Consider the following 12,439-nt stretch of genomic DNA (forward strand, 5'->3'; position numbering starts at 1 on the left):
ATACTCCAGGAGAAGTCCCGGGGCTCATCGGCCCCGGGCCGGATCGGGTCAAGACCAGCGGGGCGGCGGGCCGGGATGGTTGCGGCGCAGATGGGCGCGCGCCGCGGCCTCGATCTCCCGGGCGCTGCCGAAGCTGGCGCGGTCGAGCTCCTCCAGGCGGGAGTCGATGGCGATGAGGAACCAGCCGGCCTCCTCGTCCTGCGCGGCGACGGCGATGAGGGCACCGTGATCGGTGACAGGGACGGACAGGCGCATGTGCATCTCCTGCGCCGGGACGGCGCGCGGAATGTGGGAAACGGAGGGCGAAGGAGGCCGCGGATCAGCCACGGCGACACATCCCATCGGGCGGAACGCGGCGGGCTGCGGAGGCGATGTGAGGCACGTCGTCATCCTCGTTCTTGAACCGGTGGGGCATCTTGTCGGGGTCCTCATCCATTCAAGGCGGGACACCGTGAATTCACCGTTGCCGGAAAAGTGGCCGGAGCCCGGAGGCCCCGGCCAAGGTCATGGGAGGAAAACGCTAGCAAGGCGTCGCCTGACACGGCCCCGAGGGACCGCTCCGCCGGCGACAAGCGGAGAGGGGAGCGCCTAGGGCGCGAAACAGGCGGCGAGGACGGCGTCCTCGATGTCCCTGGAGGGCGGCGGATAGCCGGCGTGCAGCACCACGCCCAGCGCGGCGGTCCAGAGAAGGATCAGGAGGGGCGTGGCGAAGCCGGCGGCTTCAGCGAGATCGAGGAGGGACATGGGGCGGATCCGGGACAGGGTCAGGCGAAGGGCGGGGCGCGTTCAGGCGCGACAACACCAGCCAGCGAGGATCGTCCGATGCAGGATCATGACGGCAGGCTATGCGGACCGAATCAGGCCGTCAAGCCTTTATACAATCCAATAAGGTGATTTATCTGGATCGAACTGGAATTTTAAACTATTGTTTTTAAACAATAAACTAATAAGATTGGCCAAATTCCCGACACGCATCACGTCGATCTGAAGAAAATTATCAGAAAAAATTGTGGAAATCTGTTTCCATCGCGAAATCCGGTGCCATACTCGGTCCGTCACCGAGCGACCGGAGCCAGCGCACCCCGCCATGTCCGCCGAACCGTCCTTCCCCGCCCGCCATCGCGGCCCGGCGCGATGTCGGAAGGCCGCCCGGCCCGCCTGAGGCGCGGCCGCGCGCCCCCTTCCCTCCCTCGCATCCGGACATCCTCGCCATGCTTCACCGCCGCCACGTCCTGGCCGGCGGCGCGCTCCTCGCCGCGCGCCCTGCCCAGGCCCAGACCTTCCCGCAACGGCCGTTGCGCCTCGTCGTCTCCTCCGCGCCCGGCGCCAGCCTCGACGCCCTGGCCCGCATCCTCGCGCCCACGCTCTCGGCCCGCTTCGGCCAGCCCGTGGTCGTCGAGAACCAGGGCGGTGCCAACGGCCTCCTCGCCGCCCAGCAGGTCGCCCGCGCCGAGCCCGACGGGACCACCCTGCTCCTCACCGGCGACGCCATCATCCTCGCCGCCCTGGCCGAGCCGCGCGCCGGCATCTCCTTCGAAAGCTTTTCCCCCATCATCCAGGCCGTGCGCGCCGCGCAGATCCTGGTCACCCATCCCGGCACTGGCATCGGCGACGTGCAGGGCTATGTCGCGGCCGTGCGCGCGCGGCCCGGCGGACTCAATGTCGGCATCCCGGCCCAGGCCGGCATCGCCCAGGTGGTGCACGAGCTGCTGGGCGCCCAACTCGGCGACCTCCGCGTGGAGTTCGTGTCCTACCGCGGCGGCGGCCCCGCCACGACCGACCTGATCGCCCGCAACACCGACGCCCTCGTCATCACCCTCCCGGCCGTGACCGAACACATCCGCCAAGGCGTGATCGTGCCGCTCGCCGTCAGCACCGGCGCGCGCGACCCGGCCCTGCCGGAGGTCCCGACCTTCGCCGAGACCGTGGCGCCCGGTTTCGACGTGGATTCCTGGCAGGGCATCCTCGCCCCCGCCCGCACGCCGCCCGCCATCGTCGCGGCCTTGCACCAGGGCTTCGCCGCAACCCTGGCCGATCCCGCCGTCGCCGACCGCCTGCGCGGCCTCGGCTTCACCATCACCGCCCTGCCGCCCGCCGAGTTTTCCGCCCGCGCGGCGGCCTCGAGCGCGCAGGCCGCCCCCGTCATCCGCGCCATCACCGAGCGCTCACCCCGAGGCTGAACCCATGATCCGCATCCCCCGCCGCGCCCTGCTCGCGGCCTCCCTCCTCGCGGCCCCCGCGGTCCATGCCCAGGGCTTCCCGAGCCGCCCCGTCCGCGCCGTCGTCCCCTTTCCGCCCGCAGGCGGCGTGGACGTCTTCGCCCGCGCCTTCGTGCCGGCCTTCGCCGCCGCGCTCGGCCAGAACGTGGTCATCGAGAACATCGGCGGCGCCTCCTCGCGCGTCGGCAACCAGGCGGTGCTGCGCGCCGCGGCCGACGGGCACACCATCCTCATCACCAACGACACGCTCGCCGCCGTCGAGGCCCTGCCCGTCCCCGGCAGCGGCCCCTTCGTGCCGGGGCTCGCGCCCGTGCTGCTCGGCGTCTCCGCCTCGCACGCGGTGGTGGCCAATCCGCGCGCCGGCCTGCCGGATGCGGCGGCCTATGCCGAGCGCCTGCGGTCGCGCCGGCCGGTCAACGTCGGCGTGCCCGGCCTCGGCACCGCGCACCATTTCGCCAGCGAGCTGCTGGGCCAGGCGCTCGGCGGCCGACCCGAGCACGTCGCCTATCGCGGCGGTGGACCGCTGCTGGTGGACGTGCTGGGCGGCACGCTGGATGCCGGCGTGGTCACGCTGAACGCCGCCATCGACCACATCCGCGAGGGCCGCCTCGTTGCTCTCGGCGTCACCGGCAGGGAGCGCAGCCCGGCCGCGCCCGACGTCCCGACCTTCGCCGAGACCGTCGCTCCGGGCTTCGAGATCCGCACCTGGATCGGCCTGCTGGCGCCGGCCGGCACGCCCGCGCCGGCCCTGGCCGCGCTGCAGGCGGCCGGCCTCTCGGCCCTGCGCGATCCCGGCGTCATCAAGCGGCTGAGCGGCCAGGGCTTCGACGTCGAAGGCCTCGGCCCGGACGCCTTCGGTGTCCTGCTGCGCGACACCGTCGCCCGCTTCGCCGCCGTCGCAGGCGCGGTCGGGTTGCGGCCCGAGGACGCATAGATCGGATGGCCGGAGGCGCGAAGGCGCCGCAGGTCTGAATCGCGCTCCAGCACCGATTTGTGCTCCGCCGGAGGAAGGCGCTAGCTTTCCTTATACGGATTGGAGCATCGGCGATGACGTTCACGGTTCTGGGCTTCTGCGAGGAGACCGGCCGCCTGGGGGTCGCCATCGCGACCTATTCGCTCGGCGTCGGCGCCAAGTGCCCGCAGGCCCGCTCCAACCTCGGCGCCGTCGCCAGCCAGGCCTTCTCCAACCCGCGGCTGGCGCGGCTTTCGCTGAGCTTTCTCGCGCAGGGCCACGATGCGAAATCCGCGCTGGCGGCAACGCTCGCGACCGACGAGTTCGCGGACTACCGGCAATGCGGCATCGTCGACCGCAACGGCGGCTCGGCCGCGCATACCGGTCCGCACACGCGGCCCTGGCACGGCCACCGGACCGGCCCGGGCTATGCCGTCTTCGGCAATGTCCTGGCCGGCGAGAAGGTGGTGGAGGCCATGGCCGCCGCCTTCCTCGCGACCAAGGGCGAGACCCTGGCCGAGCGGCTGATGCGCGTGCTCGAGGCCGGGCGCGATGCCGGCGGCCAGGTCGGCGGCAACGGGCACCTGCCGGAGCGCTCATCCTCGCTGCTCATCCAGCACCGCGACGAGCAGCCGGAGCTCGACCTGCGCGTGGATTCCCACCCGCACGCGGTCGAGGAGATGCGCCGCATCTACGAGGAGTACAGCGACTACCTGCCCCTCTACCGCATGCGCGCCGAGCACCCGCCCTCGGCCCCGCCGCAGGAGAAGTTCGTGGCCGAGCTGGCCGCGCGGAAGGCCGCCAAGGCATGACGCCGCGCCGCTCGCTGCTCGCCGCGCCGCTCCTGCTCCCGGCGCTCGGCCATGCGCAGGGCCGCTATCCGAACCGGCCCGTCCGCGTGATCGTCGCGCTCGCCGCCGGCGGCGACAACGACATGGTCACACGCCTGCTCACCCAGCGCATGTCGGACCGGCTGGGTCAGCCCTTCGTGGTGGAGAACCGCCCCGGCGCGGGCTCGCTGGTCGGCCACGAGGCTGCGGCCCGCGCGGCGCCGGACGGCTACAACCTCATCATGAGCACGATCAGCGCGCTCGGCGCGAACATCGCGCTCTACAGCCGGCTGCCCTACGACCCCGTGAACGACTTCGTGCCGGTCATGCTGGCGGGCCTCGCGCCGGGCGTGCTGGTGGTCGGCCCCAACAGCCCCTTCCGCACGCCGCAGGACATCGTGGAGGCCGCCAGGGCGCGGCCGGGCGTGCTGACCTTCGGCTCCGCCGGCAACGGCAACCTCACCCAGCTCATCGCCGAGGTCTTCAAGCGCGCGGCGGGGATCGACGTGGTGCACGTCCCCTACCGCGCCATCACCGACGCGCAGCGCGACGTGGGCGCGGGGCGCGTGGACTTCATGTTCGCCATCTCGCCCTCCTCGGTGCCGCTGATCGACGGCGGGCAGCTGCGCGCGCTGGCGGTGACCTCGGCGACGCGGCTCGCGGTGCTGCCGCAGATCCGCACCATGGCCGAGTTCGGCTACCAGGACTTCGACATCAGCTCCTGGTACGGCCTGATGGCGCCGCGCGGCACGCCGTCCGAGATCGTCGCGACGCTGAACGAGGCGGCCAACGAGGCGCTGCGCGATCCCAACGTCGAGGCCCGCCTGCGCAGCATGAGCGTGACGCCCGGCGGCGGCTCGCCCGCGCAGTTCCAGGCCTTCATCGAGCGCGAGCGCAACCGCTGGGTCGCCATCGTGCGCGAGGCGCGGATCACCGTGGATTGAGCGTCGGGGGATTGAGCGTCGGGAAATCCTCGCCCCGCTGCAGGGCGAGCCAGCCCTCCAGGAGCCTGCCGTTGTCCGTCGGAAAGGTCTCCTCCAGGACGGTGGAGGCGAGGATGCGCTCCACCCGGAAATGCCGGTAGTCGCCCCGCTTCTCGCACCAGGCGCCCAGCACCGCCGCATCCACGTAATAGGCCATGGCAATGGGCCAGATGATGCGCCGGGTGCGCCGGCCCTCCTGATCGGCGTAGCGGATTCGCAGCTTGCGGTTCTCGCGGATCGCCCGTCGCAGCTCCGCCAGGTCGATGCCCTGCGCCTCCTTCGCGCTGCCGATCGAGACCAGGTGCGGCGGCGCCACGAGGCCGGAGCGCAGCGCCTCCGGCAGGATGGTGGCCACCTTCGACAGCACGCTCTCCGCCGCGCGATGCAGCCCCGGGTCGCGCAGCCGGCGCACCATCCGCGCGCCGACGGTGATGGCGTCGATCTCGTCGGCGGTGAACATCAGCGGCGGCAGGTCGAAGCCGCGCCGGAGCACGTAGCCGATCCCCGCCGCGCCCTCGATCGGCACGCGCCGCGCCTGCAGCGTGGCGATGTCGCGGTAGATCGTGCGGATGTTGACCTCCAGCCGCTCCGCCAGCGCCTGCGCCGTCATCGGGCCCGGGGCCGCGCGCAGGGCCTGGATGATGTCGAAGAGGCGGTCCGCACGGCGCATCGCCGGGTCTCCCGGGGGAAGGCGTGTCCCCTGACATAACCCTGTCAGGAGGGGGCGGCTAGCCTGCGGCCTCACCATCCTCCGGGGACATCGTGAACACGGATTCCATCTGGCCGGGCGCGCTGCTCGTCATCGCCTCGGCCGTGGCCTTCAGCACGGCCGGGCTCTTCACCGGGCTGATCCACGCCGATGCCTGGACCATCCTGGTCTGGCGCGGGCTGTTCGGCGGGCTGTTCATCGGCGGCTTCGTGCTGCGGCAATATGGGCGCGCGACGCTGTCCGCCATCCGCGCCATGGGTCGGCCCGGGCTGGTGGCGGGCGCCTGCTCCACCGCCGGCACCTTCTGCTTCATCCACGCGCTTCGGCTCACCTCGGTCGCCGAGGTGACGGTCATCTTCGCGACCGCGCCCTTCCTTGCGGCGGCCCTGTCCTGGCTCTGGTTCCGCGAGCGCCAGAGCCCGGCCACCCTCGCCGCGAGCGCGCTGGCGCTGGGCGGCGTGCTGATCATGTTCGGCGGCGCGCCCGCGGCCGCCCACCTCGCCGGCAACCTGCTGGCGCTGGCCATGACCACGCTCATCGCCACCATGATGGTGGTCATCCGCCGGCACCGGGACCGCCCCATGCTGCCGGCGAGCTCCCTGTCCGCCCTCGCCTGCGTGATCCTGGCCTGGCCCTTCGCCCGGCCGTTCGGGGTCACGAGTGCCGACCTCCTCTGGCTCGCCCTTTTCGGCGCGATGCAGTTCGGGCTCGGCCTGCTGCTGCTCACGCTGGGCAGCCGTCTTCTGCCCGGCGCGCGGGCGGCGCTGCTGGGCAATATCGAGCTGCCGCTGGCGCCGCTGTGGATGTGGCTGGCCTTCGGGCAGCAGCCCTCGGCGGCGGGCTGGGCCGGCGGCAGCGTGGTCGCGCTGGCCCTGGCGATCGACCTGATGGCCGGGCGCGCTACTCCACCCGGATGTTGTTCGCGCGGATCACCTGCGCATAGGTGTCGGCGTAGCGCCTGATCTCCGTGCCGAACTGCGCCGCCGGGCGGGCGAGGATGGTGAAGCCCGTCTCCTCCAGCCGCCCCTTCACCTCGGGCCGGGCAAGCGCCGCGATCCACAGCGCCTCCAGCCGCGCCCGCGCCGCCTCCGGCACATCCGAGCGCATCAGCAGCCCGAACCAGCTGTCCGAGAGGACCAGCGGGAAGCCCAGCTCCGCCATGGTCGGCACGTCCGGCAGCTCGCGCGTTCGCGCCTCGGCCGAGATGGCGATGGCGCGGATCTGGCCGGCCTGCGCCGGCTGGATCACGTCGGGGAGGTTGGTGAACATGAACTGCAGCCGCCCGCCGATGAGATCGGTGCCGGCCTGCGAGCCGCCGCTATAGGGGACATGCGTGGCGTTGAGCCCCGCGAGCTCGCGGAACTGCTCGCCGCCCAGATGGTTGGAGGTGCCGATGCCGTAGGAGCCAAAGGCGAGGCCTGCCCCAGGCTTGCGCCCCGCCTCCAGAAATCCGGCAAAATCGCTCGCCACCGAGGGGTGCACCACCAGCACATGCGGCACGACCGTGCACATCACGATCGGCGCGAAGTCGCGCAGCGAGTTGTAGGGCATGCTCGGCCGCAGCGTGATGTTCGCGGCGAAGCTGTTGGCCACCATGATCATCGTGTGGCCGTCCGGCGCCGTGCGCGCGACCTCCTGCGTGCCGACCACGGTGGCGGCGCCGGGGCGGTAGTCGATGACGACCGGCTGCCCGAGCTCCTGCTGCAGGAAGGTCTGCGAGAGGCGCACCACCGGGTCCATCGTGCCGCCCGGCGGGAAGGGGATGATGATCCGGACCGGCCGGCTCGGGGCCCAGGAGGCTTGAACAGGGGGGGCCTGGGCGAAGGCGGGGGTGGCGAGCAGCGCGGCCGCGGCGGCGCGGCGGGTGAGGCGGACGGACGGCATGGCTCGGACCTCCTGGCGGGAGATCCGATCCTTGCCGGGAGGGCCGACTGGTCAAGGCCCCTGACCCATCCGAAACTGGCTTTTCGCGCAAGCTTTGCCCAGGAAGCGCGCAGCCCCTACGGCGCGGGGAGCACGCGCTCCACCAGCACGCCGCGGCAGTCCATCTCGTACTCCAGGTCCTGCACCGGCGGGCGGCAGAACTGCCAGGTGAGCCCGTGCCGCGCGGCGCCGCGGCCGACGATCTCGCTCGCGAGGAAAGGGTACAGGTCATGCACGGTGTAGACCTGCACGCCGGTGGTGTCGGCCCAGCCGAAGCCCAGCGCCGCCATGCGCCGCTCCATCTCGCCGAGCACGAACTTTCCCTTGCTCAGCAACCCCTCCGGCGAGAGATCGCCCAGCGCGACGGTGTGGTCGCGGTAGTTGCCCTTGCCCTCCTGGGACTCGCCGCTGCCCGCGACCACGAAGCTCGGCGCGGCCTCCGCGTCCGGCACCGTGAAGCTGAAGGCGTGGAAGCACGGCTCGGCCGGCGGCGCGATCTCCGGGCAGACATTGCTGCGGGCCACGGGATTGTCGCCGTCGAGGAAGATGCCCCATTCGGTCAGCACCGCGCCGTAGACCTTGTTGAAGTCCGAAAACCCCTGCTCGGTGAAGGGCGCGGGCGAACGCAGCTCGCAGGCGCAGAAGGCCGTCCTCGGCCGTCCCGCCGCCGCCAGCACCTCCGCGATGACGGCGAAGCCGGCGGCCATCGGCACGGGGTCGGCGAAGCGCACGCGCTCGATGCGGAAGCCGGGCTCGGCCGCCACGCCCGCGGAATACTGGTAGACGCCGGGCACGTAGCGGAAGCCGCGATCGGCGGCGAGGCGGGTCGAGGACATGCGGCGGGGCTTCTCCGGAAGGAACGCGCGGATGCTGGCCCGCGGAACACGCAGCGGCAAGCTATCCCGGCCCGCCGACGCCCCCCGCGAGGCCGATCCGCACCGCCTCCGGCAGGCTGCGCACGCCGAGCTTCTCCATCAGGTTCGCGCGGTGCACCTCCACCGTGCGCGGGCTGATGCCGAGCTCGAAGCCGATCACCTTGTTGGCCTTGCCCTCCACCAGGGCAGCCAGCACCTCGCGCTCGCGCGGCGAGAGCGCGCCCACCTTCGCCTGCGCCTGCACCGCCAGCAGCCGCCGCCGGTCGGCCTCGCGCGAGGAGGCCAGCGCGCTGCCGACCGCCTCCAGGATGCGCTCCTCGGCATAGGGCTTCTCGACGAAGTCCAGCGCGCCCGCCCGCATGGCCCGCACCGCCAGCGGGATGTCGCCATGGCCCGTCACGACCACCACGGGCAGGCGGATGTCGCGCCGCGACAGCACCTCCATGAGCGAGAGCCCGTCCATGCCGGGCATGCGGACGTCGAGCACGATGCAGCCCTGGGCCAGCCCGCCGGCCGCCTCCGCCGCCTGGAGCAGCGCCTCCGCGCTGCCATAGGTCTCGACCTGATGGCCGACCGAGCGCAGCAGCATCGCGAGCGAACGGCGCACCGCCGTGTCGTCGTCCACCACATGCACGACGCGGCTCATCATGCGGAGCCCTCCGCACGGGCGAGCGGAAGGTCGATGCGGATCACGGTGCCGCCCCCCTCGCGCGCCAGGGCCACGATGCGGCCGGCATGCGCCTCCACGATCGCGCGGCAGATGGCGAGACCGATGCCCATCCCCCCCTCCTTGGTCGAGACGAAGGGCTCGAAGAGCCGCTCCTTCACCTCCGGCGGCAGCCCGGGCCCGGCATCGGCGAAGCGCAGCACGGCGCGCCCGTCCTCGCGCCGGAGCGAGACGGACAGCCCGCGGTCCCGCTGCCCCTCCGTCGCCTCGATGGCGTTGCGCAGCAGGTTCACGAAGACCTGCTGGAGCTGCACCTCGTCGGCCATCACGATGCAGCCGGTGATCGCGAGGTCGAGCGCGATGGGCAGGCTCTCCTCGCCCCGCGCCGCGCAGGTGAGCGCCACGCCGTCGGCGATGAGCGGGCCGAGCGAGACGAACTTCTGCTCCGTCTCGCCGCGGCCGATGAAGTCGCGCAGGCGGCGGACGATCTCGCCCGCGCGCTGCGCCTGGGCCGCCGCCTCCTGCATCGCCTCGCGCGCCGCGCCGATGCGCGCGGGATCGGGCGTGTCGTCCTGCAGCCAGCGCGCGCCGGCGCGCAAAAAATTCGCGACGGCGGTCAGCGGCTGGTTCAGCTCGTGCGCGACGCCCACGCCCATGGCGGTGAGGCTGTCGGCGCGGGCGATGCGCCGCATCGCCTCCTCGGCCGCGCGCAGGCGCTCCTCGGTGGCGCGGCGCAGCGTGACGTCGCGCGCCACGCTGACCAGCCCCGCGATGCGGCCCGTCGAATCCCGCCAGGGGCCCTTCACGGTGAGGTAGGTGCGCGGCTCATGCCCGTGGCCGGGCAGGACGACCCGGTTCTCGTACTCCTGGGTGATGCCGCTGTTCATCATGGCACGGTCGGTGAGGCTCATCTCGCGGGCCACGTCCGGATGGGTGAGTTCCGCGTCGGTGCGGCCGATCACCTCGTCCTCGCTGCGGCCGAAGGCGCCGGCGGCGGCGCGGTTGACCAGCACGTAGCGCAGTTCCGTATCCTTCACGAAGATGGCCTCGGGCACGGACTGCACGACGGATTTCAGCAGGCGGCGCTCGTCCTCGGCCTCGCGCGCCAGCGTCAGGTTCTCCTCGGCCGCCCGGCGGGCGGCCTCGGCCTCGCGGCGGGGCGCGTTCTGCGCGGCCATGACGGCGGCGGCCAGCGCCTCGAACTCGGCCACGCGCACGACCCCCGGCGGCTGGGCGGCGGCGCCGTCCACCAGGTTCTCGAGCGGCCGCATCAGCCGCCGGATCAGCCAGGTCATGGCGGCCAGGCCCAGCAGCAGGAGCCCCGCCACGGTGGCGGCGCGCCACAGGATGGTCTGCTCCCACGTGGCCCGCTCCTCGGCCAGCGTGGCGCTGGCCAGGACGACCCAGCCGTTGATCGGCAGCCGGTTGAAGGCCATGACGGCCGGCACGCCGTCCAGCCCCTCGCCGCGGATCACGCCCCGCTGCCGGTCGCCGACCGCCTCGGCGATCCAGGCGGGGACGGTGGCGGTGATCGTGCGCTCCGGCTCGGGCTGACGCGCGACCAGCCGATTCCTCGGCCCCAGGATGAAGACGGTGGAGCCGAGCCCGCCGGGCTGCGGGCGCAGCGGCTGCTCCAGCCGGCTCGTCGCGAGCGGCATGGCCAGCGCGCCCCGGACCTCGCCGCCGCGGATCACCGGCACGGCGACGATGGCGAGCGCGCGGTCGATCTCCGGCATGTAGACGGGCGGCACGAAGGTGGGGCGGCCGGTGCGGGCGGCGATCACCGAGGCCGCGCCGTTGGGCACGCTGGGCAGCGGTCCACCGAGGGGCTGGCCGGTGTTGACCGCCTGCTGGCCGAGATTGGCCATCGTGATCAGGATGACGAAGGTCTCGAGCTGGGCCGCGACCTCGCGGGCCTGCCAGTGGAAGGCCTCGAGCCGCCAGGCATCGGGATCGAGATAGGGCGAGGTGGCGAGGGTGGAGAGGACGAGCAGCGAGCCCTCCAGCTCCTCGTTCACGGCGAGCGCGGCGGCGCGCGCGCTGGTCATGAGATCCTCTTCGGCCTGGTGCTGGAGCCGGAGCGCGAGGTCGTAGGTCATCCCGCCGCCAAGCAGCAGGGCCGGCAGCAGCAGGACCGCGCCGAGCAGCATCAGATGGCCGCGCAGGCTCCGTGCGCGCCGCCTCCGTCCCTGTCCCGTAACCGCCAATGCCCGCCTCACCTCAATGGTGCAAGCATGACAGAGGCGACAGGGTTCGTCCAAGCAGGGGAATGTTACCCCCCCGGGTTGATCCGGCCGCGCAGCAGCTCCTCCCAGCGGGACACCTCCCCGGACACGTATCCGGCGGCCTCGTCCGGCGTGCTGGCGACGATCCGGTCCACGCCGAGGCCGAGCATGCGCTGGCGCACGCCCTCCTGCGCCAGGGCCGCGGCCATGGCGCGCTGGAGGATCAGCTTGGCCGGCCCGGGCGTGGCGCTGGCGGTGAAGACGGCCTGCCACACGTTCATCTCGGCATCGAGGCCGAGCTCGCGCAGGCTGGGCACGTCCGGCAGGGCGGGGCTGCGGCCGGCGCTGGTGACGGCGAAGGCGCGGGCCTGGCCGCTGCGCGCGGTCTGCACCCCCGTCAGCGCCACGTCGTAGACCAGGGCGATCCGCCCGGCCGCGAGGTCGAGCGTGGCCGGCGCGCCGCCGCGATAGGGGATCTCGTTCAGCTGGAGCTGCGCCGCGTGCAGGAAGAGCAGGGCCGCCATCTGCAGCGTGCCGCCGCCGCCCGTGCTGCCGTAGTCGTAGCGGCCGGGATTCGCCCGGGCGAGCGCGATGAACTCGCGGGCGTCGCGGGCCGGGAAATTATTCGCCACCAGCATGATCATCGGCATCTCGGAGAGCACCGAGACCGGCGTCAGCGCCGTCGTCACGTCGATGGGGGCGTTGGGCACCACGAGGCGCAGCACGACGTGGGAGGTGTTGTTGAAGAGCAGCGTATGCCCGTCCGCCGTCGCACGGGCCACCAGCTCGGAGGCGACGATGCCGGCGCCGCCCACCCGGTTCTCGATCACGATGGGCTGCGGCAGATGGGGGACCATGGCCTCGGCCAGCACCCGGGCGCCGACATCGGTGGCGCCGCCGGCCGTGAAGGGCACGATCAGGCGGATCGGGCGGTCCGGAAAGGCATAGGCCGGCGTCGCGCCGAGGAGCGCAAGCAGGCCGAGAATGAGGAAGCGGCGCATGTCCGACGTTATCTCCCGTTCTGGTTAACGGGAGGCTAAGCGGGATGAGGTCCCG

The 12,439-nt window shown here is 72.5% G+C and carries 13 protein-coding genes; 5 read left to right on the forward strand and 8 right to left on the reverse strand.

Annotated elements, in window-relative coordinates; all coding sequences use genetic code 11:
- Positions 1 to 48 precede the first annotated feature (48 nt).
- Positions 49 to 255, reverse strand: a complete 207-nt coding sequence (locus AC1ROY_RS19685) for a hypothetical protein (protein WP_493150572.1) — start codon at positions 253 to 255, stop codon at positions 49 to 51.
- Between the two features lie 333 nt (positions 256 to 588).
- Complete coding sequence (locus AC1ROY_RS19690; protein WP_493150573.1) at positions 589 to 744, reverse strand: hypothetical protein; 156 nt, start codon at positions 742 to 744, stop codon at positions 589 to 591.
- Positions 745 to 1,211: 467 nt separating this feature from the next.
- On the opposite strand from AC1ROY_RS19690, the gene AC1ROY_RS19695 reads away from it, so the two are divergent.
- The 4 genes from AC1ROY_RS19695 to AC1ROY_RS19710 all read left to right on the forward strand — a co-directional run bounded on the left by AC1ROY_RS19695 (position 1,212) and on the right by AC1ROY_RS19710 (position 4,945).
- Positions 1,212 to 2,180, forward strand: coding sequence for a Bug family tripartite tricarboxylate transporter substrate binding protein (locus AC1ROY_RS19695; RefSeq protein WP_493150574.1), 969 nt, complete (start codon positions 1,212 to 1,214; stop codon positions 2,178 to 2,180).
- A 4-nt stretch (positions 2,181 to 2,184) separates the two neighbouring features.
- Entirely contained in the window at positions 2,185 to 3,153 is a 969-nt protein-coding gene (locus AC1ROY_RS19700; protein ID WP_493150575.1) for a Bug family tripartite tricarboxylate transporter substrate binding protein, read from the forward strand.
- Between the two features lie 113 nt (positions 3,154 to 3,266).
- Entirely contained in the window at positions 3,267 to 3,983 is a 717-nt protein-coding gene (locus AC1ROY_RS19705; RefSeq protein ID WP_493150576.1) for a DUF1028 domain-containing protein, read from the forward strand.
- On the forward strand, positions 3,980 to 4,945 hold the full coding sequence (locus AC1ROY_RS19710; protein ID WP_493150577.1) for a Bug family tripartite tricarboxylate transporter substrate binding protein: 966 nt from the start codon (positions 3,980 to 3,982) through the stop codon (positions 4,943 to 4,945). The genes AC1ROY_RS19705 and AC1ROY_RS19710 overlap by 4 nt, the downstream gene beginning before the upstream one ends.
- On the opposite strand, the gene AC1ROY_RS19715 is transcribed toward AC1ROY_RS19710, so the two are convergent.
- Complete coding sequence (locus AC1ROY_RS19715; RefSeq protein WP_493150578.1) at positions 4,932 to 5,654, reverse strand: helix-turn-helix transcriptional regulator; 723 nt, start codon at positions 5,652 to 5,654, stop codon at positions 4,932 to 4,934. The genes AC1ROY_RS19710 and AC1ROY_RS19715 overlap by 14 nt on opposite strands.
- Positions 5,655 to 5,746: 92 nt before the next feature.
- On the opposite strand from AC1ROY_RS19715, the gene AC1ROY_RS19720 reads away from it, so the two are divergent.
- Entirely contained in the window at positions 5,747 to 6,655 is a 909-nt protein-coding gene (locus AC1ROY_RS19720; RefSeq protein ID WP_493150579.1) for a DMT family transporter, read from the forward strand.
- On the opposite strand, the gene AC1ROY_RS19725 is transcribed toward AC1ROY_RS19720, so the two are convergent.
- From AC1ROY_RS19725 to AC1ROY_RS19745, 5 genes are all read right to left on the reverse strand, one after another.
- Positions 6,594 to 7,577 carry a Bug family tripartite tricarboxylate transporter substrate binding protein gene (locus AC1ROY_RS19725; RefSeq protein ID WP_493150580.1) on the reverse strand — a complete coding sequence of 328 codons (984 nt, stop codon included), beginning with the start codon at positions 7,575 to 7,577 and terminating at the stop codon, positions 6,594 to 6,596. The genes AC1ROY_RS19720 and AC1ROY_RS19725 overlap by 62 nt on opposite strands.
- A 116-nt stretch (positions 7,578 to 7,693) precedes the next feature.
- On the reverse strand, positions 7,694 to 8,452 hold the full coding sequence (cnbZ, locus tag AC1ROY_RS19730) for a 2-amino-5-chloromuconate deaminase CnbZ (RefSeq protein WP_493150581.1): 759 nt from the start codon (positions 8,450 to 8,452) through the stop codon (positions 7,694 to 7,696).
- Between the two features lie 61 nt (positions 8,453 to 8,513).
- Complete coding sequence (locus AC1ROY_RS19735; protein WP_493150582.1) at positions 8,514 to 9,140, reverse strand: response regulator transcription factor; 627 nt, start codon at positions 9,138 to 9,140, stop codon at positions 8,514 to 8,516.
- Entirely contained in the window at positions 9,137 to 11,308 is a 2,172-nt protein-coding gene (locus AC1ROY_RS19740; protein WP_493150583.1) for a sensor histidine kinase, read from the reverse strand. Before AC1ROY_RS19740 ends, AC1ROY_RS19735 begins: the two co-directional genes overlap by 4 nt.
- A 122-nt stretch (positions 11,309 to 11,430) precedes the next feature.
- The gene (locus AC1ROY_RS19745) at positions 11,431 to 12,384 is read right to left on the reverse strand and encodes a Bug family tripartite tricarboxylate transporter substrate binding protein (RefSeq protein WP_493150584.1); all 954 of its coding nucleotides are present in this window, start codon (positions 12,382 to 12,384) and stop codon (positions 11,431 to 11,433) included.
- Between the last annotated feature and the right edge of the window lie 55 nt (positions 12,385 to 12,439).

The organism is Roseococcus sp. GW821-FHT12F05 (assembly GCF_058806835.1).

Excerpts from the sequence above, each read along its gene's own strand:
- AC1ROY_RS19685 (WP_493150572.1), bottom strand. The coding sequence starts at position 255 with ATGCGCCTGTCCGTCCCTGTCACCGATCACGGTGCCCTCATCGCCGTC.
- AC1ROY_RS19690 (WP_493150573.1), bottom strand. The coding sequence starts at position 744 with ATGTCCCTCCTCGATCTCGCTGAAGCCGCCGGCTTCGCCACGCCCCTC.
- AC1ROY_RS19695 (WP_493150574.1), top strand. The coding sequence starts at position 1,212 with ATGCTTCACCGCCGCCACGTCCTGGCCGGCGGCGCGCTCCTCGCCGCG.
- AC1ROY_RS19700 (WP_493150575.1), top strand. The coding sequence starts at position 2,185 with ATGATCCGCATCCCCCGCCGCGCCCTGCTCGCGGCCTCCCTCCTCGCG.
- AC1ROY_RS19705 (WP_493150576.1), top strand. The coding sequence starts at position 3,267 with ATGACGTTCACGGTTCTGGGCTTCTGCGAGGAGACCGGCCGCCTGGGG.
- AC1ROY_RS19710 (WP_493150577.1), top strand. The coding sequence starts at position 3,980 with ATGACGCCGCGCCGCTCGCTGCTCGCCGCGCCGCTCCTGCTCCCGGCG.
- AC1ROY_RS19715 (WP_493150578.1), bottom strand. The coding sequence starts at position 5,654 with ATGCGCCGTGCGGACCGCCTCTTCGACATCATCCAGGCCCTGCGCGCG.
- AC1ROY_RS19725 (WP_493150580.1), bottom strand. The coding sequence starts at position 7,577 with ATGCCGTCCGTCCGCCTCACCCGCCGCGCCGCCGCGGCCGCGCTGCTC.
- cnbZ (WP_493150581.1), bottom strand. The coding sequence starts at position 8,452 with ATGTCCTCGACCCGCCTCGCCGCCGATCGCGGCTTCCGCTACGTGCCC.
- AC1ROY_RS19735 (WP_493150582.1), bottom strand. The coding sequence starts at position 9,140 with ATGATGAGCCGCGTCGTGCATGTGGTGGACGACGACACGGCGGTGCGC.
- AC1ROY_RS19740 (WP_493150583.1), bottom strand. The coding sequence starts at position 11,308 with ATGCTGCTCGGCGCGGTCCTGCTGCTGCCGGCCCTGCTGCTTGGCGGC.
- AC1ROY_RS19745 (WP_493150584.1), bottom strand. The coding sequence starts at position 12,384 with ATGCGCCGCTTCCTCATTCTCGGCCTGCTTGCGCTCCTCGGCGCGACG.